Below are 22025 nucleotides of genomic sequence, written 5' to 3'. Positions count from 1 at the left end.
TTATGTAATGGCATGACGGCTTAAGATTGCCATTATTTTATAGCTGTGAACTCCATTTTTTTTCATACTAATGGCGGCTTGGCTTCCGGGCTCGACGCTGTAGATATGATTTCTCAATAAGTTATCAAGTGCATTAGCTTGACCAGTGCGGCATAGAGTATTTAAAAGCGGGTTCACTCTATAGGCATCAGATGAAGTACGCATTCTTTTAGGTGACGTCGTACCTAAGCACTCTAAGAATGCGGGCTTATTTTCTGCCATCCAGTCACATAGAGCATCATTAATCATCATATAGGGGAGACTCAATTTGTTCTGAGTATCTATATCTAATGTTTGACTTAATAAATCAAGGTCGGCGCCATTGGCTATTGCTGCTCTAAACGTGTCTTTATCATTTTTTGCTATGCTCTCTAGCATTTTTGTATTCAAATCCTCTCTTGAACAGTCACTAAGGCTCACCGTTGGCTTAATGTAAGTGGGAGCTGGAATCGATGATAACGTTAATGTCTTTTCTAAATCAGACTCGTAATCGTGTGAAACTTCAACAGTTTCTTCAAATACTGATTTACTCTCAGGTGAAGTTTGGGATGAGGATACTGAAGTTTGTCCTGAACCATTTGTTTTTGTAGTAGCAACAGCTGAAGGTTTATGATCGGAACTTACATTAATGCAGAGTTTTCTTAGCGTTTCGGTAAGAAATAGTTGATGCTCATGAGATTGTTCCAACCAATCACGACCGTCTTCAGAGTTCATCCATTTGATAAGTTGTTGTTGTTTCTCTGGAACGATAGAAATATATATAAGTTCACCGAAAAGTGATTCAGCTAAGGGATTTTCTTCTGTTTTAAAGGTGTAGTATTGCTTAATACATCCTCCTAAGTCTTCATCGCTTAATACTCTTTTTTTAAATTCAACAACTTGTAATCTATTTGTTATCATTTCTGACATTGTTTCTATCGGTAATTCATCCCCTAATTTATGTTCTGAAGATCTGATGACGGAGAGAGCATAGGTTAACTTATCTGGTTCGGTACATTCACAGATGACAGATTCTAGAAGGCAATCACGAATTTTTGGTGGAAAACCATTCAGATCAATATCATTGATTTTTTGCAAATCAATATCAGTTGATTTGAAAGATACACTTGAATGAAGAATTAGTTTTTCTAGCCTTTCATCAACAAGTTGTTGTAGTTCTATGGCGATATCGGAACTGTTGTTATAAATATGATGGCGGTACTTCAAAAGTTCCGTTACATCACATGTATTCTCAATTGCTTGACGGTTAATATCTAATTTTCGTTGCAAAGAAAGGCTATTGTTTTTATCAATCTGATACAGGTGATTACATGTTAAAGGTACTGTTTGTTGGCTACCTTCAACTGCATTGTAATAAAGGCCACCATTAGAAGCTGCGCGAAGCTGTCCAGCAGAAGTTAGTCTGATCTTTGAATGTGATAATTGGCTTTCTTCACCTGCCTGGTGTTCATATTGTAACCTGAGTGCATTTAAGAACTTTGAAACGCTAACATGGGTCGGTTTTTGTGTATCTTGGCTAAACATTTTTACGGCTGCTTCAAATGGCCGATTTAACTCCATTTCTTGAAACTCTTTAGTTTCAATTAGTTGTTCTAATGCATCGAGGCTTAATAAACCATCTGAAAGACTGGGATGTTCACCTTTTGAAACGAGCTCCTCTAAAGTTTTTAAAGCTAATTTCGAAGAAATAAGCCATGGTGTGCAAGAAAGGTGACATTGTTTTTTGTATCGCTCCAGTTTTGTATCTTTTTCATCAAACTTGATTGATTCTAATGTCACAGGGCCTTCATTTAAACTCATTACACCGCAGTCAATGAGTGACTCAAGGCTGCTTACTTCACCCGAGTTTATTATTTCTTGAGCATGACGTTCAGCTATTTCCTTTACACAATCTCTTTTAGCTTCATCATACTTTCTCGAAATGAGAACAGTTGGTTGCTCAAGAGTTTCTACTGTAAATTGTTGTTTGGGTACGCTCTTGAAGGGTTTCACCATTGATGAATCGCAGGCACTAGCTTCATGCTTAAACCCAGTTCCTGTACGTTCAAGAGCGCTTTCTTCAAAAGTTGAGTGATATAGAGAGCTCTCTAAAGGGTTCGATTTAGTGCCTTCATGGACACTTCGATTATTGCCTCTTGGAGTCAAACTATTTATTGGTGATGTTTCTTGGTCATTTGGGCTGACACTCTTTCTACTAAAATCAAAAGTTCGCATTAGAAAGCGTGTAAAAGTTGATGATGTTGGTTTTTGAGGTGAATTTACCGGTTCTTCAACAGTTAAGCAGGTTAACAAATCATTTTCACGAGTAGACACCCGTTGTGAGGAGCAAGCATATGTTGGTAAATTTGGTTCTGATCTGTGTTCAACTTCGGTGTGTTCAGCATCCAAAAAGTTTGAGAAAGACTTATCGAGAGTAGAAGTGGCTTGTTTTACTGCATAATCAAATATATTAAGCGTTACTTGTCTTCCTGTTGTTTCTGGCGCCGAATCTAGGTGGGCAGAGTAACTTTGACCTGCCAGTGATTTAAGTGAGTATTCTAATGTGCCCATATGCTTAACTCCGTAGACTTCTACTTCTAAAGCCTAAATAAAGTAAAGCAGAGCTAAGTTAATTTTACTAGAAACCTTAAGGAGGTTTAATTAGCATTTCATAATACGAAAAATGAATTTACGGTGAGGAGTAATGAGAGTTAATCGAAACAATGATATGAAAACAATGTCACAGAGTTTATTGGATAAATCTGTGACATAAATAATTACGATTTAAGTAAGATATTTCTCTTGGAAAGAACTTCTCTTAAAAGTAAGCCAACAGATTCAGAGTTACTGCTACTAATTACATCATGAGCAATTAAAAATTCTTTCTGTAATTCGCTGTCTAACCCCATTGATTTAAAGGCATACATTGTGAATTGCTGCTGCTCAGAGTCAATTAGGCTTTTCACTATCTTAAGTGGAAGTGCTTGTTTAAGGTGGCTTTCTAAATATGCAAAAGCCGTTAGAGAAATGATTTGTCCAAATACGCTAAATAACGCTAGAGTTTGAAGCTCGTCTGCGTCAAGCAATTGATTTTCTGACTCGTGTAATAAAACAAGTGCTTCTTCTGCAATAGACTCTGTAAGCGCCCAATAACCCTTTACAAGTTTTTTGTAAGGTTGAGGTAATTCATCAAATTGCTCTTTCAAGTAGAAAGTAAATGAATATCGGTAAATATTAACTTGGCCAAGGCGAATCAGAGCTTCTTTTAGTGTTCTGGCTTTACCTTTTGTATTTAGTTCGGCATGCGCAGTATTTGTGCGCCACAATAAGTGAGCTGCTAATGCTGGATCACTTGCAATAATATCGATCACATTTTGGATGTCGCCATCAGCAATGATGGCCTTTTTTAAAGGGATAAGAATTCCACGACGACCAATTACTTGTTCTTCGTTTGATACTATTGCCTTTACTTGAGTAAATAGTTTCTGCTCAAGTTCTGTCGTACTCTCAGTGACTTTTTGTTGTAGCATTTGCCTACTTTCGCATTCACAATTTAACGCTATAAAATTTTACAAAGTTTAGTTAGGTAAAACTGTTAATTGCTTCTCAATCCACGCCTTATAGCGCCACATACTAACAGAAAAAAAACCATTCTTAAGGGGTATCGGCACAACAGCTCAATATTTAAGTAACTTTGATAAATTAAGTTATAAAAAAACTATTTTGTGAAGTTAAATTGTTTAGATATTGCCAACGCTAAGTCAAAATAACCCTGATTATTCAAATGAATTAGATCAGACTTCTTTGCAGGAGTGCCAAGTAAGTCAGATAAGGTGTCAGTTAACAGGTGAATGCTATGCTCTTTAGCCAGAGAGCGATAGATTTCAGCATCAGAAAGAAAGATGCCTTTTTCTGGAACAGAAACCAGTAATACTTTTATACCTTGTGTTTTTGCTATGTCGATCATCTGAAATAAGTTTTGATGAGTCACACTTCGAGGAACATTTCTAATAAAGTCATTTCCACCTTCGAGTAAGATGATGGCATCGGGTGAATATTTACTAATTGTTTGCTCAAAGCGTTTGAGACCCTCTGATGTTGTTTCACCAGAAATTCCTGCGTTGATTACTTTTTGCCCCAGAATTTTGGAAAGTTGTGAGGGGTAGTCTTGGTTTTCTGAAGCGCCAATGCCTTGAGTTAAACTGTCACCAAAGGCTAAAACTTTTGCACCATCATTCAGCTCGATGGGTGAGTGTTTATTACCATTGATAATAAAAAGAACTACAACGCAAGCCACTAATATAAACAGGTAACGACGTAGTCCTTTAAACATAAAAACTCCAAATGACCAATAATAATTGGTGCTAAAATTTGATTAGAATTGGTACTGTAAGCTCAATTTCCAACTTCTGCCTTCACCAGGGTAGAAAGCACCGTAACTGTAGCCAGCACTAACATATTCTTTATCTAATAAATTATCCAATCTTAAGCTCGCAAGCCAGTTATTTTTACGATAGTTAATTGCGGTATTTAATAGTGTATAACTATCAAGTTTGTCACCAGTGTTGGCATTATCACCTTCTAAGAAACGTTTACCGACGTAGTTGGCTTCAGCAAAGAATTGAAACGAGTCAGTAATATCGAAAGTGCTGTAAATGCGTCCGGTATTTTTAGCCACCCAAGGTAGTTCTTTACCTTTATTGGAGCCTTCAGTAAATTCTGAATCAATGTAATGATATTCTGCACCAACATTCAAACGTTCAATCAGCTGAAGATTCCAATCAGCATCAAATCCTAATCGCTTCGAAGCATCAGCGTTAACGTTGGCACCTTGGAAAAAACCACCAGGAGGTGTCGGTGCAGTAGGATCAAATACAATTTCATCTTCAAGCTCGAGTTGATAAAGACTGATTTTTAGACTTTGCTTTTGGCTATTGAAGTCCCAACCCGCTTCATATGAGCGACCCGTTTGAGGTTTTAAGCCATTTTCATTGCTGTAGGCTTGTTCATCAACTTTAGCAAAACGGAAGTTGTCTTCAGTGCGAATATATAAACGATTGTTCGTATTTGGACGGTAGTTAAAACCAAACTCTACAGCATGGGCGTCATTGTCTAAATTTGCGCCTTGAGCAAAAGTGTTTGGATCTTTGATTTCGTCAGTGATATCAGAATAACGTCCACCAACAACATAATCCAGCTCTTTAGTTAATGGCACAGTTGCCTGTGTATATAGGCTGACTAATTTTTGAGTGTTTGAACGACCGTTAGTAAAACCGCCAATAAACTCAGATTTTCCTCGGCTTAAATCACTTCCGAATAGCAGATTTAAATTACCTGAATCGGTCTTGTAATTTGCAATGAATTTAGGAGTAAACCTGAGTAATTCACGGCTATTTGTAGCAGATGAACCAAAACTTGAACCATTCGTGTTGGAGTCATTAAAGTTCAGTTCAGAATCAAAGGCCCACACCTTATTTATTGCTTGGGAATAACCTAAACGATATACCTTTGAAATTTGATGCCCGTAGTCAGTACTTGAGTTACTCTGTCTTGGGTCTTGCTTTAACTGATCTTCAGTAAGTGAGCCAGCATACTCTCTATCATTGTCGTAATAACTTGATTCAGCGAAGAAGCGAGTGTCGCCGCTCTCATACTGTAAACGACCTAAAACAGAACCTGTTTCATTAGCATTATGACGACGATAGTTATCACTTTTTTGATGATTTGCAGTTAAATAGTAACTCCAATCATCGTTAATCTGGTTTGAATAATCAGCTCTAACTTCTTGGCTATCGAAACTACCGCCTGCTAAGTAGACTGAGCCGCCAGCATTCGTTGGTGACTTAGTGATAATGTTAACGACACCACCAACAGCTTGGTCACCGTAAAGTACGCCAGCACTGCCAGATAGTACTTCAATACGTTCAATTCGATTAAGAGGAATTGCGCTGATTGCTGGAGCTGCAATGTCGATATTGTTCAGACGACGACCGTCAATTAAGATTAAGGTGTTATTCGCCGCTTGCCCGCCATTAAAACCGCGGATAGAAAACACTGCGCCTGAGTTAGTGTCTGAAACTTGTATGCCAGATTGACCACGCAAAACATCTTCTAAATTGGTCGCACCACTCGCTTCAATATCACTGCTGTCGATAACTTTAATGTTGCTTGGTATATCTAAATCATTTTTAGCTTGGCGACCTGTAACAACAATAACTTCAAGTGGCTTAGTTTCAGCTTTAGTTTCAGCTTGCACTGATGGAGCATAAAGGTACGATGCAGTTAGCACTGCTGCGATTGAAAGAGTAAATTGTTTTTTCATTGTTCTCATTTTCATAGTTAGAGGAAAATGAGGCATAGGCGTCACAAGACTATTCATACCTGATAGAATTAGCATCGCATTTCGAGATCTGCCCACCGAAATCATCGAAATCACTTTGTTGGCCGGTCTCCGGACTGAGGCTTCTAATGCTAAATTTATTTAAAAAAGAGCATTAATGGAAATAAACTCATTCAGTTAACTTCCTAACCATCACCGTTGCGGGGGCAGTATCAGGCTTTCACTGATTTCCCGATTATCTTTTTGCCTTACAACAAAAAGCACCATCAAAGTTGACGGTGTCATTTTAGACGTCTAAACGTCTGTTTGTCTAGAGTTTATTTGGAAATATTTTACCAACGAAAGCCTGATAGTTTTCTTTGGAAAAAGGCGGGTGATTCGGTGAGAAGACTTTATCTCTTATCGATTTGTGGAAAAGGATGAGTTTATTATCTGCCATCAACACAGTGTAATACCCCATTTCACCTTGAGGTTTGGTCACAAATGAGTGTCGCTCGCCAATTTGGATGGTATGAGTATTAGGCATTTTGGTACATCCCAACAGGCCGTGAGTACCTTCATATCCTTTAACTTCTATGTCACCTAATGGCTCAAAAATAATGTCACCTTGGCAATGTTCGTTATAGGTTAAAGAAAATGACTCGAGAAATGTCTCTGGGCTCATAGAGTCAGAGACATTATTAAACCCCTGTACACAAATAAGTTGCGTCCATTGATTCATGGTTTCATTTTCTGGAAGAAACTCCGCTGAGTACATATTTGAGAGTTGATCTTGGCGGATTTGCTTCCAGTTTGAAGGAACGTTAACTTCCAAAGGGAGTGAAAAAATGTTGAGTGTGACTCGGTCTTCAACGGGGTTAAAGTTAGCCAAGCTGCTAAAGCTCATTAAAATTGTTCCGAAGAGAACAACTGAGCGAGTCATTTTTGAAGTGAACCATTGAAGTTCTTTTAAACCAAACATTTGATTAGCGTCCTTGTTTTAATTTTATTCCCTTATGGGATTTAGCTAACTGTTTGATATATTATCGAACATTCAAGCTCTAAAAAAGAGCAATTGTAAAAAAAATGTATACATTTCTTGGAGATACCCGATGTCATTAATCAGTAGTGGTTTGATTCGTCAGAAAAGTTATATTAATGGCAAGTGGATAGGTGATGATTCTCATTTATCAGCCTCAATAACCAATCCAGCGACTTCTGAAGAAATTACTCATGTCTATCAATTGGGTAAAAGTGAAACTCAAGTCGCAATAGAGTGTGCCAACCAAGCGCTATCCCCGTGGAAAAAGTTGACCGCTTCAGAAAGAGCCTCTGTCCTGATGCAATGGTACGAACTAATCGTGAAAAATACTGATGAATTGGCTGAGTTGATCACTCTAGAACAAGGTAAGCCGTTTGCCGAATCGAAAGGTGAAGTTACCTACGCCGCATCATTCATTCGTTGGTATGCAGAGGAAGCAAAACGAGTATACGGCGAAGTGATCACGCCTCATCAATCTGATAAACGTTTAATGGTAGTGAAGCAGCCTGTCGGTGTTACGGCAGCCATTACACCTTGGAATTTCCCCGCTGCAATGATAACCCGAAAGGCAGCAGCCGCTTTAGCTGCGGGTTGTACTATGATAGTTAAACCCGCGCCTGACACTCCTTTAACGGCATTGGCTATGGCTGAACTCGCAGACAGAGCTGGTATTCCAGCCGGAGTATTCAATGTAATTTGTGGTGATGCTAAACAAATAGGTGAAACCTTATGTGATAGCCCTGTGGTGAGGAAGTTGTCATTTACTGGCTCAACACCCGTAGGACGCTTATTGATGGCACAAAGTGCTAAGACGCTAAAAAAGCTCTCCCTCGAGCTTGGTGGTAATGCGCCGTTTATTGTTTTCAATGATGCTGATATTGATGCCGCTGTTGCAGGTGCAATCCTTTGTAAATTCAGAAACGCAGGACAAACGTGTGTTTGTGCTAATCGTCTGTATATTCAAGCAGAAGTGTATGATGAATTTGCTCAAAAATTGAAAGTGGTAGTTGAGAAGCTGAACGTTGGTCAAGGGAGTGCTGAAGGTATAGATGTTGGTCCACTGATCAATTCAGCCGCCATAGACAAAGTTGAAAATCATATAGCCGATGCGCTAAAGCTTGGCGGTGAGTTGTTAACTGGCGGCTCAAGAATGCATGGAGAAAGATTCGAACACGGAAACTTTTTTGAACCTACGATCATAAAAAATGCCAATAATAAAATGCTGATTGCTCATGAAGAAACGTTTGGGCCTGTGGCGCCGTTATTCAAATTTGAGACCGTTGACGATGTGATTAAACAAGCCAATGAAACAGAGTTCGGTCTAGCGGCCTATTTTTTCGCTCGAGATATTTCTACGGTTTGGCAGGTATCAGAGGCACTTGAATACGGGATGGTTGGTGTTAATACAGGCATTATTTCTACAGAAGTTGCCCCTTTTGGTGGGGTAAAGTCCTCAGGCTTAGGAAGAGAGGGTGGCCATCAAGGTCTATCTGAATATTTGGAAACGAAATACATTTGTATGTCGATTTAATAAAGAAAAAGCCGGGGAACCCGGCTTTCTTTACCATCAGTTTTGTTGAGGGCTAACTCTGTAAGCTTTCGTTCCCCACAAAGGAACGGTAGATAGGCTATGCTTGAAACTGCCTGACGTTTCTTTGGTGGAATAAGATAAGTACATTAACGTCTGATTTTTAGCATCAAAAATGCGTCTTACCTTCATTGCTTTCAAGAAAATGCTCTTCGATTTTTTAAATACCACTTCGCCTGAGTCGCTCTTATCGATTTTGGCGATCATTTCAGGCGTAATCTCTCCGGTTTGACGACATGAGATTGAACTGTCACTTGGATCAGATAACGAAAAGTCGGCTTCAATCGAGGCGATGTGGCAGGTAACACCAGGCACATCAGGGTCAACGAGGGTATTTAATTTAATGTCTTTCATGGTAAATAAACCAAGAGATACATCACCAACTTCATTGTCACCGCAGCCCGATAACATTCCGCTTACTAATAGCGCTAATACCAGTTTTTTCATTATTCTACCTAGTGTTCGATTTTTTCAATTTTCGACGTTACTTTACCATTATCGAGACGAGTCAAAATATGACTGCCGACTTCGAGTGTACTTGAGTCGGTAACTACATCGTCATTTTCATCCGTAGTAATACTGTAACCACGGCTGAGTGTTGCGAGTGGACTGACGATATCAAGCTGTTGTGCTAAATGTGAAAACGTTGACTGTGCTTGTGTAATTTTAATCGCCATAGAGTCTTTTAAAGCACTCTCTAGTTTTTCTAGTTGTGACAACGATAACTCTACTCTGTGTTTTGGTGACAGACCCAAAAGCCGGTTTTGTAAGTTCTGTTGTTTCAATTGAGCATGATGCAGTTTTTGCTGAATCAGTGCATCTAACTTCAATTGAGCCTCATCAAAACGTTGTTGCCATTGAATCAGCTTATTTTCTGGTTCATGTCTTTGAAGCTGTGCTTGCAAACGGTTAAGAACAGCAGATTTTTGCAAATTGTAGTGTTTAAATGCATGAATTAGGCGATTGTTTAGCGTTATTACTTTTTCAGACTTATGGCTGACATCTTTAGAAAGTAACTCGGCGCCCGCCGACGGTGTAGGGGCTCTAACATCTGCAACATAATCACTAATAGTTGTATCGACTTCATGACCAACAGCGCTCACAATAGGCAAACCAGAGTTATAAATGGTGTGAGCCAGTGCCTCTTCGTTAAAACACCACAAATCCTCTAATGAACCACCACCACGAGTGAGTAATAATACATCGACTTCATCGCGTTCATTGGCAAGGTTAATGGCATTACAGAGTAGTTGAGTCGCATATTCACCTTGCACTTGTGCAGGATAAATGATGACTTCAATAGAAGGATCTCGACGATTCAAAACATGCAATATGTCTCGAATGGCCGCACCAGTTGGAGAAGTAATGACACCAATCTTTTGAATTGAATCTGGCAGTGGACGTTTGTCTTCGGCAGAAAATAACCCATCAGCAGCCAACTTAAGCTTTAATGTTTCAAACTGTTGAGCAAGTAAGCCATCACCAGCGGGTTGCATCGAATCGATAATCAGCTGGTAATCACCTCTAGGTTCATAAACGCTGATATTGCCTTGAACTAAAACCTGCTGTCCATTGGTTGGACGAAAAGAGACATTTCGATTTTTCCCCTTAAACATAGCGCAACGAATTTGGGAGAAATGATCTTTGAGAGTCAGATACCAATGCCCTGAGCTTGGAGAAGAAAAGTTAGATACTTCTGCGCTCAACCAAACTCGTCCAATTTGACCTTCAAGGGTTCGCCTTACTTCGCCGTTGAGACGTGAAACGGTGTAGATGGTTTTTGTCATTTATATCGTAAACTCAATGGTATTATCAGAGCATTTTATATCACTTCATAAGGCCGCTGAAAAAAGATTTTAAATTATTCAAGTAAGATCAGGTGTTCAATAAACTCGGAGATTAGTAAAACGATTATAGCGTTGAATATTTTAGGTTATTATTAATGATCCTAGGTGATTAGTCTAAAATAAGAAAACACTGTTTTTGCTTATCTACCTGCTTTTACTGACCAAACGCTTAAAAATCTCATATTTTCCATTTACCGCAACAGTGATTCAGAGTATAATCCCGCCGCAATATTTCACCTTTAACCCTACACAATAAGGGAGATGTTGCCGTGCTAAGATTGAAGAAAGAAGCGCTCACATTTGATGATGTTTTACTTGTGCCTGCGCATTCAACTGTCCTCCCAAACACTGCTGTCTTAAAAACTCGACTCACAAATAAAATTAATTTGAATATGCCAATTGTGTCCGCTGCGATGGATACAGTAACTGAAGCTCGTCTTGCTATTGCGATGGCTCAAGAAGGCGGTTTAGGTTTTATTCATAAAAATATGAGTATTGAACAACAAGCAGAAGAAGTTCGTAAAGTGAAAATCTACGAAGCGGGTATTGTTCAACAACCTGTTACCGTATCACCTGAAACGACTCTGACTGAATTACGAGAGTTAACCCATAGAAACGGTTTTGCTGGTTACCCTGTTATCAATGGTTCTAATGAACTTGTTGGTATTATTACTGGCCGTGATGTTCGTTTCGTTACTGACTGGACGAATACCGTTGCCGAAGTAATGACGACAAAAGATCGTCTTGTGACCGTTAAAGAAGGTACTCCATTAGATCAAGTGCAAACGTTAATGCACTCTCATCGTATTGAAAAAGTGCTTGTGGTTGATGATAACTTTAAATTGAAAGGTTTGATCACCGTTAAAGACTTTGAAAAGGCTGAGCGTAAGCCTAACGCATGTAAAGATGAGCTAGGCCGTCTGCGTGTTGGTGCTGCCGTTGGCGCAGGTGCAGGTAATGAAGAGCGCGTTGATGCACTTGTAAAAGCGGGTGTTGATGTATTGCTTATCGACTCTTCACATGGTCACTCAGAAGGCGTACTGCAACGCATTCGTGAAACTCGTGCTAAACATCCTGAATTACAAATCGTTGGTGGTAACGTGGCGACAGCTGAAGGTGCATTAGCATTGGTTGAAGCTGGCGTTAACGCTGTAAAAGTAGGTATTGGTCCTGGTTCAATTTGTACTACTCGAATCGTCACTGGAGTTGGTGTTCCGCAAATTACTGCTGTATCTGACGCTGCTCAAGCATTAAAAGATTTAGACATTCCTGTTATTGCTGATGGCGGCATTCGCTTCTCTGGTGATTTAGCAAAAGCATTAGCGGCGGGGGCATCATGCATTATGGCAGGCTCAATGTTTGCTGGTACCGATGAAGCACCGGGTGAAACGGAGTTGTACCAAGGCCGTGCTTATAAGTCATACCGTGGTATGGGCTCGTTAGGCGCCATGTCACAAGGTTCTTCAGATCGTTACTTCCAGTCGGATAATGCGGCTGACAAATTAGTACCAGAAGGCATTGAAGGACGTGTTCCTTATAAAGGACACCTAAAAGAAATTATCCATCAGCAGATGGGTGGTTTGCGTTCTTGTATGGGCTTAACCGGTTGCGGCACGATTCATGAACTAAATACTAAGGCTGAATTTGTGAAAGTAACATCTGCGGGGATGGGTGAATCTCATGTCCACGATGTCACCATGACAAAAGAAGCACCAAACTACCGCACTGGCGTGTAAGTTTTAATGAGCGACTTCGGTCGCTCTTTTTATAACAATTCAAACAGTTTTAAAGGTCAAAAATGAACGATATTCATGAGCATAAGATCCTCATTTTAGATTTTGGTTCTCAGTACACACAATTGATTGCACGTCGTATTCGTGAAATTGGTGTTTATTGTGAACTTTGGGCATGGGATGTTTCTGAAGAATACATTCGTGAATTCGCTCCAAACGGCATTATCTTAGCTGGTGGCCCTGAAAGCGTTACTGCTGAAGACTCTCCTCGTGCGCCTGAGTACGTATTTAATGCTGGTGTGCCTGTTTTGGGCATTTGCTATGGCATGCAAACCATGTCAGAGCAACTCGGTGGTAAAGTTATTCAAGGTGTTGGCGAAGGTGAATTTGGTTATGCTCAAGTTGAAGTGATGACTGAGTCTCCGTTATTCAAAGCGATTGAAGATGCAGTCAGCGAGAGTGGTCAGCCTCTACTTGATGTTTGGATGAGTCACGGCGATAAAGTGTCAGAAATCCCTGAAGGCTTTAAAGTCGTTGCTAAAACGGATACTTGTCCATTTGCTGCGATGGCAAATGAAGATAAGAAGTTCTACGGTGTTCAATTCCATCCAGAGGTGACACACACACGTCAAGGTGAACGCATTCTTTCTCACTTTGCATTAGACATTTGTGGGTGTGAAGCTAATTGGAAATCGAGTGCGATTATCGAAGATGCGGTTGCTCGATTAAAAGAGCAAATAGGCGATGATGAAGTCATCCTTGGTTTGTCTGGTGGTGTTGATTCATCTGTCGTTGCGATGTTGTTGCATCGTGCTATCGGCGATAAGCTGACGTGTGTTTTTGTCGATAATGGTCTGCTTCGCTTAAACGAAGCTGAGCAAGTGATGGAAATGTTTGGTGACCATTTTGGCCTAAATATTGTTCATGTTGATGCTGAAACTCGTTTCCTTGATGCATTAAAATGCATTGATGATCCTGAAGCTAAGCGTAAAAAGATTGGCCATGTTTTCGTTGAGATTTTTGATGAAGAATCGAAGAAATGCGTGAATGCTAAATGGCTTGCTCAAGGTACCATTTATCCTGACGTGATTGAATCTGCGGGCAGCAAAACGGGTAAAGCGCATGTGATTAAGTCTCACCACAACGTAGGTGGCTTACCAGATGATATGGAGCTTGGTTTAGTTGAGCCATTACGTGAATTGTTTAAAGACGAAGTGCGTAAAATCGGACTAGAGTTAGGCTTGCCATATAACATGTTATATCGTCATCCGTTTCCTGGGCCTGGTCTTGGTGTACGAGTTTTGGGTGAAATCAAAAAAGAATATTGTGACTTATTACGCCGTGCCGATCATATCTTCATTGAAGAGCTGCACGCTGCGGATTTATACAATAAAGTCAGCCAAGCGTTTACCGTGTTCTTACCAGTACGCTCTGTTGGCGTAATGGGTGATGGTCGAAAATACGATTGGGTAGTGTCACTGCGTGCAGTCGAAACCATCGACTTTATGACCGCACATTGGGCACACTTGCCGTATGATTTCTTAGGCCGGGTATCAAACCGTATCATCAATGAAATTGATGGTATTTCTCGCGTTGTTTACGATATTTCAGGCAAACCACCTGCGACGATTGAGTGGGAATAAAAAGTCTTAAAGTAACAATAAAGGCTTACTTGAAAAAGTAAGCCTTTTTTAATTGTTCACTAATGAACAACTTGATTAAAGAGAACAATACCAGGTTTAAGTTAAGTCGCCTTCGCAGTTTGCTGAAACTCTTCCATTTGCTTAGGATCACCATTCTTTTTAACTGAATCCAGAAAGTTATCTTTATGCTCGGCAGGTAATTGCCTCCATATTCTCTCAATTTTTGATGCCGTGAATGCTGAGTAAAAAATGGTCTTTTGTGCACTGTTTAAACATTTTTCTGCTCGTTGATGTAAAGCTATGATTAATCTGTCTGGGATAGAGTCCACGGCAACTACTGAATGGAGCATATCATCGCTAAAATGAGGGAATGCTATCTCGATAAAATCTCGATGATAATCGAACAAATAGAAAAAATTTACAGCGCTTTTATGAATTTCTTCTAAGAGCTTTGTTTTGTTCTTGTCATCAGTAACTTGCTTGAACGTTTCTCTTACGATCTGTTCATCTACCTCTGAAAGTTTGCCGTTGTAGGCCTCATTATCAAGCGCTTTTAAAACAACGTCTACAGCAGTAGATTTTTCTAATGAGTTCAGTAGGTGTGCAAACTGTGCAGGGTTATGAAAAATACAAGCTTGTATAATTTGATCGGTAGATAAAGACGTAAGCATTGAGTTAGTTTCTTTGTCGCCATATTTAACTGCTATTTGAACAAGCTCAGTAGGATTGGATTTATATAATCTCTTAAAAACAGCTCCTGCTTGTTCAGGGTTTAATTGGCATAGTCTAGTTACATACTCAGCTTTTTTATTAAGTTTAAGGTACTTTAAGCATAATAAAGTGAGCTTAAAATCAATTGATGAGAATACCTTTATTAGAGGTTCTTTTTTCATCTCTGAAATAGCTTTTGCCCAACTAGTATCTGATACCTTTCGGTTCTGAAATTCAATATTCATTAAGTGCGCTACGATTTCAGCTGCTTTTTCTGGTTCCATTTCACTTAAACAGTCAATGAAGAGTTTTTTATTTTCAGGCTGATTAAAAAACTTTATTCTGTTTTCAAAAGGTAATGTGTTCAGTATTTTTGCAAGTTGCTGTGAGCTTGCAAAGGTGGAGATTTCAGCGATGATTTGATCAGTTAAAGGGATTTCACTCAGATGTTTGGTGATTGATTCTTTTGGTAGCTCAATAAGCAGCTTTGCGAGCTCTCCATCTTCTTTTGCTTTTACAATGATTTTTGAAGCGTATTTGCTATCACTTCTCGAGTCGAGCAGTTCACAAAGTTTGGCTTGATCTTTCTTTGGGAGTTCAAGTACAAGCCTAATAAGCTCATCGGGCACAATAGAAGCCAATAACACTTGTTCTTTTGGGGTTTTAGTTAAGTCTTCTTCTAACAACCTAACCTGTTGTTTTTTTTCTAACAACGAGAAAAACGCTTGGCACTCATCTTTGCCTATTGCGTTAAATGTCTGATGCAACTTGTCACTATTTATCGCATTTAAAATAGACAATAACTTAGGCTTTGAGCTCTCCGCACAATCAAGTAAAAGATTGGCAAAATTACCAGGCGAAATTTCACCGCAATTGATAATTTCGATGGTCACCTTTAATGGCAAGTGAACAAGAAGTTGTGAAAAGCTTTCTTGTTTCTTGTCAAATGATTCATTAATTAAAGGTTTTACGGGAGATTTTTCTTTATTGTATTCAAGACATTCCAATACAAAACTTGAATCCCGAATACATTCCTCTTCAATTGCTTTACAAAGAGGGAGTGAAGACGCTTGTCTGAGTAGTATTAGCTTTTGATGATTAGTGCAGCAACTTAAAAGAGTATTGAAACTTTCAAGCTCATTCCTTTCACATAATCTAAGAATTTTTCTTTGGGCTTGAACTATGTTTGTATCAAGCTCTTCTTTGAATAGTTCTTTCAATAATTCTCGTTCTGCTTTTGTTTCAGATGAAGATGCCAATGTTTCGCAAAATAGCTCAGCGGTATCGTTATGTTCAAGTAGAATTTTATGACACCACTGCGTATTCTTGGCAAAATTTGCTAGGAGAATTTGAGCAGCAGCACAAGTAGAGCAGTGGACTAAGATACCTTCTAATGACTTATCGTCAGTTTCTGCTGTAGCACCCTTAGAGTCCGTTCTACTTAGTGTCAGAGCAGGACAACATTTCATAAAATGACTTATAGACTTTGGATAAGCATTAAAAAGAATTGTAATCATCTTTGAAGATAAATCCGGTAGCACTGTACGTTTACAGCGATCGGATAAAAGGCTTACGATAATTGGAAATGCAGGTTTATCTTTTAATTTCTCACACAGTGATTGTAATTGAGAAGGGGAGCTTCCAAACTTGCTTTCCAATGCAGCAACAAACATTTTGTGATGAGGCTGTTGGTCAGATTTAATTTCATCTTGAGGCTTCCATGTATTATCAGTGGTTAATAAATCATTAGTAAGTTCAATGATAGCGTCAATATCAGCATGAGTAAGAATGCTTTTGAATTTTTTTTGCTCTAAGCCTCTTAATAATAGTTTTGCTTGGTTTGGCGAAGCAGCTTTTAAGTCTCTATAGACACGGATAAAAGCACTATCTTTTACATTTTTTAGTGTGGAAATAGCATTGGGCTCATAAATACTTTTAGATAAGATCATTGTCTTCAAGACTTCATATGCATCACGGTGGTTAGGTTCGCAATCATCTCCTAAATAAACTGTTTTATCTCTGCCCAAAAACCAAGAAGGTGGAACGACAATTCCGAATGTTGAGTTTTTGAAGGTAACGGTATATTGCTTTGAAGTTTCAGGTACTGTTACTAGGATTTCTTGTCCATTTTTGAAGATTGTGGTGACATCGGTATTTCTATTTGAAGGTACGTCAAGACTTTCATCCGAAGCGTCACCATGATTCTCCCCCATAAATTTTAGTGACATCTGTAAAGTCGTTTTAGCTGCAGCCTCCATTATTCCCTCTTACTGTTAATTATTTTAAATAAACCTAAAATTCATTATTGGTCTCTGTGTATTTTCTTGCCAATTAATCTTGTTTAATAAATGATTAATAAATTAAGTTGTCTTAAGTATTCAAATATAAATAAATGGGTCTTGTGTTAAAAATGAATTCAGAGAATTGAAATGAGAGGTAGAGCTTGAGCAAATGTTGGAATTAGAGTGGGAGGGTAATATAAAAAACTCAATATTGACTTAAATAGAATATGGGCCAGAACACTGAATGTTAATCTTTTTTAGAGAGTTAATGCTGGTAGAGCCCTTATCGATTGAATCAACAACTCAAAGTGTTTAATTGATTTTTTTATTGATTAATTTAACGTTAATCAATGTTTAAAAACGGAATAAAAAAGTCATACCCTGTTAAGTTCTCTGGATGTGTGAGAATTGCGTTCAGGTTTAAATATCATGACAGCAACTAACAGCGTCGCCTCTATCGAATTAATATTGCCGTTAAATTGTGACGATGTTGATTCTCAGGTTTCAACCTCCCGCCTAAATGAAGTCAGCCAAGAACTAGAATGTAAACTTACCGTAAGAAGGGCTGTGAATGGTGATGGGTCGGTTTACCGTTTAAAGCTTATTACCCCAGAATCTGCGAAAACACAAAGATGGAATCTATATTACTTTCATACAAACTGTGCGGTAGGGGGGCATCAGCAAAATTTGATTTCAGAGGCCGCTGAACATGATTTCGAGCTGGTATCTATTGCAAGTCGGGCTCAACATGTTGAGGATGAGTTAGCGAATAAGTGTGCTTTTAAAATACGTGAAAAGTTAAACAGTAGGCCAGATTCCCTCATTGAAGCTATAAAGTCTAAAAATGCTAATGAAGTTAATGATGAAATTGAACGTGGGATAAATGTCAATTATCGTGATGGGGGTAAATCGGTTTTATTTCTAGCCGTTGAGCAAGGAAATACCGAAATTGTTCAAATGTTATTGACCGCCGGAGCAAGAGTATTAAACCCTAAAGCAATATTAAAGGCTGCAGTAAAAAGTGGTAATGTTCAGTTAGTTGAAATGTTATTTAACTCAGTAACCTCAGTTCCAGAATTACATGATCTTTTGAAGCTGGCGGTAAGCAAAAACAATATTGATATCGTTAAGGTTTTATTGAGTAAAGGCTATAAGATATCTAATGCTTCAGAGTTACTCTCAAAAGCGATCAAAAATAATAATATTAAGCTCATTAGCTTGATATTAACCTCAGTAGATTCAATAGACTCAGTAGGTGGAATCTATACCTTTCTAGAGTCAGCTGTTACCAAAGGAAACGTTGACCTTGTTGCTGTACTTGTGAGCAAGTTTGACCCTAACTCCTTAAAGAGTAGAGAAGCAAAAGCCCTGCTTTATCGAGCCGTAGAATATGGAAACAGTGCAATTGTAGAGCTCATTGCGAGTAAATGTTCGGGAGGTTTACTAAACCATGATATCGAAACTGAAGACCGTTTAGAATATTATGGAAGAGTTAATACAACACTACTTGGTTGGGCTGCAAAACGAAAGAAGTTTGAGGTTTGTATGGCTCTTTTAAATTCTGGTGCAGATATTAACAAACCATTTTATGGTGGTAAAACCTTATTGATGGTTGCGGCAGAAGACGCCAGTGTAGAGTTTATAGCCCAATGCTTCGGCAAATTTCAAGTTAATACTTGCATGTATTTTACAGTTCAACATGAAGTAAACCCCAATTGGCATCCATTAAGTTTTTATAACGCTCTTTGCTTTGCTGCTGAAAGGTTTAAGAGAACAGGTGATGATACGGTCTTACTTTATTTGTTAGACCGCAAGGTAAATATTGGTAGAAAGGTTGATATTTACGAAGTTTTTAAGGGGTACTATACATCTCAGCCCAGAGATTGTGACATTATAGAGTTTTTAACCGCCCCCATTGCAAAAGCGTTCCTTAAAAAATCTATTATCTCAAGAGGTAGTTTTTATCGATTATTGAGTAAAAAGGTGTTAGAGGGAGATGTTGGCTTTGTCAAAGAGTTATGTGAAGTTTCTCCACTTGATTTAAACCAACCCATCGTGAGTGGCTTTAAATCAAGTGATGTAAACCCTGAAAAGAAAACTGGAAAAAACACTCTTATTATCAATGCTATTCAGTCAGGGTCGGTTGAAATGCTAGATTATCTTTTGTCTCGAGGGGCAAATAATTTTAATCAACAAAATTTTTGTGGCGTTACAGCCTTGATGTTTGTTTCAGAATTAAAAGATGAAAAGTTGAGGGGGCAATTTGCAACCCTATTAATTGATAAAATGCCATTAACTGATATCAACTTTCAAACTCTAAAGGCATTTCCTAAAGTGAAAGCGGGAACAACTGCTTTACACTGGGCTTCAAAGTTTAAGGCTATAAATATTAGGGATTTATTGCTTCAAAAAAATGCAAATCCACGTTTAAGAGATGAACAACAAGAACCAGCTTTCGAAATTTATACTTCTTCTCGGCAGTTCAAAAAGGGAGTGGCAGTACTTCCAGATTCTATAGGTGTAGAAACAGAAAGTTCACTGGATGATGAATTTGTAGAAATAGAAGTTAAAGATCTAGAAACTGAGAGTACGCCGGATGATGACTTCGTAGAAATAGAGATGGAAATATTGAAATCTAAATGAACATTGTCAATTGAATTACATATATTCTAAATTTGATATAATAGAGATGATATGTCTAAAAATAAAATTGGTTTTGGAAAATTTAACAGATAAAAAATGGATGCAATTGGCCATTGAAATGGCGGCCAAAGCAGAAGCAAAAGGTGAAGTGCCTGTTGGTGCAGTATTAGTTAAAGATAATGAAGTTATTGCTACTAGCTACAACCTTTCAATTACCGACCATAACCCGTGTGGTCATGCTGAGATACGCTGCTTGCAACAGGCAGGAAAAGCGCTTGAAAACTACCGCCTCATAGATACTACTCTTTATGTCACATTGGAGCCTTGCAGTATGTGTGCTGGCGCAATCATTCATGCTCGAGTTGGCAGAGTAGTGTTTGGAGCAAAAGATGAGAAAACTGGTGCTGCTGGTACGGTGCATAATGTTTTACAACATTCATCTGCCAACCATATTGTTGAAGTAGAGTCGGGTGTAATGTCAGAAGAGTGTAGTCAGCAATTAAGTGCATTTTTTAAACGTAGAAGGGAAGAAATAAAAGCGTTGAAAAAAGCAAAAAAAGCAGCTGAAAGGTAAGATTAATTTTCAGCTGTTAAGAAGTTAAAGAACAGTTTTTGACGCTTGATGGTTCGTAGATGTTTCGTTTTATTGTGCAATCGTCTTCGTGAAGATGTGTTATTGAATTTTCTTTTCATGTTACCTCGATAATTTCTGTTTGGTGTAGAGCTAGGTTTTACCTTAACTATGTTACAGAAATAATACATATGGGCTTATTTCATATTTTCAATACCAGCAACGTTATTCTTCGCCAGTAGTTGCTCTTTCATTTGTTGGTGCTGTGATTTTTCATCGAGCCATACTAATGTGTCGTAATAGCGGCGAATGCTATCAACATAATGCACGGCTTGAGTTCCTCGTCCATAACCATATTTTGTTTTCTGATAATATTTTCTTTGTTGTAACAGTGGTAAGACTTTTTTCATATCTCGCCAAGTATTTGGGTTAAGGTCTATTTGTTTCGCAAGTTTCTGCGCATCAAGTACATGACCAATGCCGATATTATATGACGCTAATGCAAACCACATTCGTTGTCTTTCAGGTATTGCATCAGGCAGCTTTTCAATCATTTCTCTTAAATATATAGCGCCACCTTTAATGCTTTGTTCTGGGTCTAATCGATTATCTATACCGACATGTTTAGCCGTTTGGTTCGTGAGCATCATCATGCCTCTCACGCCAGTAAAAGAACGAGCTTTTGGTTTCCAGTGAGACTCTTGATAGGACGCTGCAGCCAGTTTACGCCAATCGAGTTCTTTGGCGTGTTTTTTAAATATTGGGCGGTATCTAGGGAGCACTCGATTAAACGCTCTGATAAAAGCTTTCGTGTCGACATAGTCAAAACTTTTTACGTGGCCGAAGTACTTTTCACGCATAAATTTGAACGTAGCCGACTTAATTTGCGTATTCCAGAAATCTAAAATCTTGCTAAACAGGCGATTGGAATGATGTTTCTTAAAAAACCAAACAATTGGTTGATGCTCTGCAATCGTTAACCCCTTTATGATTTCAGGCATGAATCGTTGATTAACTTTTATGATATTCGAGTCTGCAACGGTATACACAATTTCACCTTGATTGATCATATCGAGCAATTCTTCATTATCCATCCCAAAGAGCTTTTTCCACTTTAAGTTCGGGTAGTTTGATGACAATTGTTTAAGTTGCTCTTCAAAAGATGAGTTAGCCATAACATCGATGGGCTCAACAATATTTTTGAGTGAGGTGACTTTTTTTGTGCCTTTGCGGTAGACCAACACTTGGTCAACAAAATACAGAGGAGGGCTAGAGCGATATTTTCGTTCTCTTGATGGTGTTTCTTGCTGACCGGCGGCAATAATATCGATTTTTCCGTTATTTAATGCACGATATAAACGAGTTCGGTCCGAGTACACTTCTACTTTTAATGGGATCTTAAGGTATTTCGCAAACTTAAGCGCCATTTCATAATCGAACCCAGTTGCTCCGTTGTTGGTTTGCATATAAGTGTGAGCACCATAAAGAGTACCAACCTTTAAAACCCGCATAGGTTCAGGGTTTTCAGGCGTCATAGAGGGTTCAACTGTTGCTCTACAGCCTGATAAAATGAGTATCATCCATGCGAAACACCAAGTTAACTTCATAAGCAATTAAAAATCGTTCGG

At 38.7% G+C, this 22025-nt stretch carries 14 protein-coding genes and 1 riboswitch; of the genes, 5 read left to right on the top strand and 9 right to left on the bottom strand.

The window, feature by feature from the left end:
- From AC1EU2_RS02500 to AC1EU2_RS02480, 5 genes are all read right to left on the bottom strand, one after another.
- On the bottom strand, window positions 1-2589 hold the full coding sequence (locus AC1EU2_RS02500) for a hypothetical protein (RefSeq protein WP_480296418.1): 2589 nt from the start codon (window positions 2587-2589) through the stop codon (window positions 1-3).
- A gap of 206 nt (window positions 2590-2795) precedes the next feature.
- Window positions 2796-3548, bottom strand: coding sequence for an HDOD domain-containing protein (locus tag AC1EU2_RS02495; RefSeq protein ID WP_480296417.1), 753 nt, complete (start codon window positions 3546-3548; stop codon window positions 2796-2798).
- A gap of 188 nt (window positions 3549-3736) precedes the next feature.
- Window positions 3737-4351, bottom strand: a complete 615-nt coding sequence (locus tag AC1EU2_RS02490; protein ID WP_480296416.1) for a GDSL-type esterase/lipase family protein — start codon at window positions 4349-4351, stop codon at window positions 3737-3739.
- A gap of 42 nt (window positions 4352-4393) precedes the next feature.
- Complete coding sequence (locus AC1EU2_RS02485) at window positions 4394-6349, bottom strand: TonB-dependent receptor (RefSeq protein ID WP_480297064.1); 1956 nt, start codon at window positions 6347-6349, stop codon at window positions 4394-4396.
- 94 nt (window positions 6350-6443) lie between these two features.
- Window positions 6444-6641: riboswitch (cobalamin riboswitch) on the bottom strand.
- 27 nt (window positions 6642-6668) lie between these two features.
- On the bottom strand, window positions 6669-7319 hold the full coding sequence (locus tag AC1EU2_RS02480; RefSeq protein WP_480296415.1) for a hypothetical protein: 651 nt from the start codon (window positions 7317-7319) through the stop codon (window positions 6669-6671).
- A 130-nt stretch (window positions 7320-7449) separates the two neighbouring features.
- On the opposite strand from AC1EU2_RS02480, the gene AC1EU2_RS02475 reads away from it, so the two are divergent.
- On the top strand, window positions 7450-8910 hold the full coding sequence (locus AC1EU2_RS02475; RefSeq protein ID WP_480296414.1) for an NAD-dependent succinate-semialdehyde dehydrogenase: 1461 nt from the start codon (window positions 7450-7452) through the stop codon (window positions 8908-8910).
- 36 nt (window positions 8911-8946) lie between these two features.
- Here AC1EU2_RS02475 and AC1EU2_RS02470 read toward each other — a convergent pair whose 3' ends face one another.
- Window positions 8947-9414, bottom strand: a complete 468-nt coding sequence (locus tag AC1EU2_RS02470) for a CreA family protein (RefSeq protein WP_480296413.1) — start codon at window positions 9412-9414, stop codon at window positions 8947-8949.
- An 8-nt stretch (window positions 9415-9422) separates the two neighbouring features.
- Window positions 9423-10754, bottom strand: a complete 1332-nt coding sequence (xseA, locus tag AC1EU2_RS02465; protein ID WP_480296412.1) for an exodeoxyribonuclease VII large subunit — start codon at window positions 10752-10754, stop codon at window positions 9423-9425.
- 329 nt (window positions 10755-11083) lie between these two features.
- On the opposite strand from xseA, the gene guaB reads away from it, so the two are divergent.
- On the top strand, window positions 11084-12550 hold the full coding sequence (gene guaB / locus AC1EU2_RS02460) for an IMP dehydrogenase (protein ID WP_480296411.1): 1467 nt from the start codon (window positions 11084-11086) through the stop codon (window positions 12548-12550).
- A gap of 62 nt (window positions 12551-12612) precedes the next feature.
- Entirely contained in the window at window positions 12613-14190 is a 1578-nt protein-coding gene (gene guaA / locus AC1EU2_RS02455; RefSeq protein WP_480296410.1) for a glutamine-hydrolyzing GMP synthase, read from the top strand.
- A gap of 101 nt (window positions 14191-14291) precedes the next feature.
- Here the strand turns inward: guaA and AC1EU2_RS02450 are convergent, their stop codons facing one another.
- On the bottom strand, window positions 14292-17159 hold the full coding sequence (locus AC1EU2_RS02450; RefSeq protein WP_480296409.1) for a hypothetical protein: 2868 nt from the start codon (window positions 17157-17159) through the stop codon (window positions 14292-14294).
- A 453-nt stretch (window positions 17160-17612) separates the two neighbouring features.
- Between AC1EU2_RS02450 and AC1EU2_RS02445 the strand changes: the two genes are divergently transcribed.
- Window positions 17613-19826: an ankyrin repeat domain-containing protein gene (locus AC1EU2_RS02445; protein ID WP_480296408.1), complete on the top strand. Its 2214-nt coding sequence runs from the start codon at window positions 17613-17615 to the stop codon at window positions 19824-19826.
- Window positions 19827-19872: 46 nt separating this feature from the next.
- On the top strand, window positions 19873-20400 hold the full coding sequence (tadA, locus tag AC1EU2_RS02440; RefSeq protein WP_480296407.1) for a tRNA adenosine(34) deaminase TadA: 528 nt from the start codon (window positions 19873-19875) through the stop codon (window positions 20398-20400).
- A 194-nt stretch (window positions 20401-20594) separates the two neighbouring features.
- Here tadA and mltF read toward each other — a convergent pair whose 3' ends face one another.
- Window positions 20595-21977 (bottom strand): membrane-bound lytic murein transglycosylase MltF, encoded by a 1383-nt coding sequence (mltF, locus tag AC1EU2_RS02435; protein ID WP_480296406.1) that lies wholly within the window; start codon window positions 21975-21977, stop codon window positions 20595-20597.
- Window positions 21978-22025 lie beyond the last annotated feature (48 nt).

The organism is Parashewanella sp. 2304DJ23-3, assembly GCF_056591695.1.
This window is presented reverse-complemented; position numbering and strand designations above follow the sequence as displayed.

What these genes read in the sequence shown, in the direction of transcription:
- AC1EU2_RS02475 (WP_480296414.1), top strand. Translation starts at nt 7,450, where the DNA reads ATGTCATTAATCAGTAGTGGTTTGATTCGTCAGAAAAGTTATATTAAT.
- AC1EU2_RS02480 (WP_480296415.1), bottom strand. Translation starts at nt 7,319, where the DNA reads ATGTTTGGTTTAAAAGAACTTCAATGGTTCACTTCAAAAATGACTCGC.
- guaA (WP_480296410.1), top strand. Translation starts at nt 12,613, where the DNA reads ATGAACGATATTCATGAGCATAAGATCCTCATTTTAGATTTTGGTTCT.
- AC1EU2_RS02450 (WP_480296409.1), bottom strand. Translation starts at nt 17,159, where the DNA reads ATGGAGGCTGCAGCTAAAACGACTTTACAGATGTCACTAAAATTTATG.
- xseA (WP_480296412.1), bottom strand. Translation starts at nt 10,754, where the DNA reads ATGACAAAAACCATCTACACCGTTTCACGTCTCAACGGCGAAGTAAGG.
- AC1EU2_RS02445 (WP_480296408.1), top strand. Translation starts at nt 17,613, where the DNA reads ATGACAGCAACTAACAGCGTCGCCTCTATCGAATTAATATTGCCGTTA.
- AC1EU2_RS02500 (WP_480296418.1), bottom strand. Translation starts at nt 2,589, where the DNA reads ATGGGCACATTAGAATACTCACTTAAATCACTGGCAGGTCAAAGTTAC.
- AC1EU2_RS02485 (WP_480297064.1), bottom strand. Translation starts at nt 6,349, where the DNA reads ATGAGAACAATGAAAAAACAATTTACTCTTTCAATCGCAGCAGTGCTA.
- AC1EU2_RS02470 (WP_480296413.1), bottom strand. Translation starts at nt 9,414, where the DNA reads ATGAAAAAACTGGTATTAGCGCTATTAGTAAGCGGAATGTTATCGGGC.
- mltF (WP_480296406.1), bottom strand. Translation starts at nt 21,977, where the DNA reads ATGATACTCATTTTATCAGGCTGTAGAGCAACAGTTGAACCCTCTATG.
- AC1EU2_RS02495 (WP_480296417.1), bottom strand. Translation starts at nt 3,548, where the DNA reads ATGCTACAACAAAAAGTCACTGAGAGTACGACAGAACTTGAGCAGAAA.
- tadA (WP_480296407.1), top strand. Translation starts at nt 19,873, where the DNA reads ATGATATGTCTAAAAATAAAATTGGTTTTGGAAAATTTAACAGATAAA.
- AC1EU2_RS02490 (WP_480296416.1), bottom strand. Translation starts at nt 4,351, where the DNA reads ATGTTTAAAGGACTACGTCGTTACCTGTTTATATTAGTGGCTTGCGTT.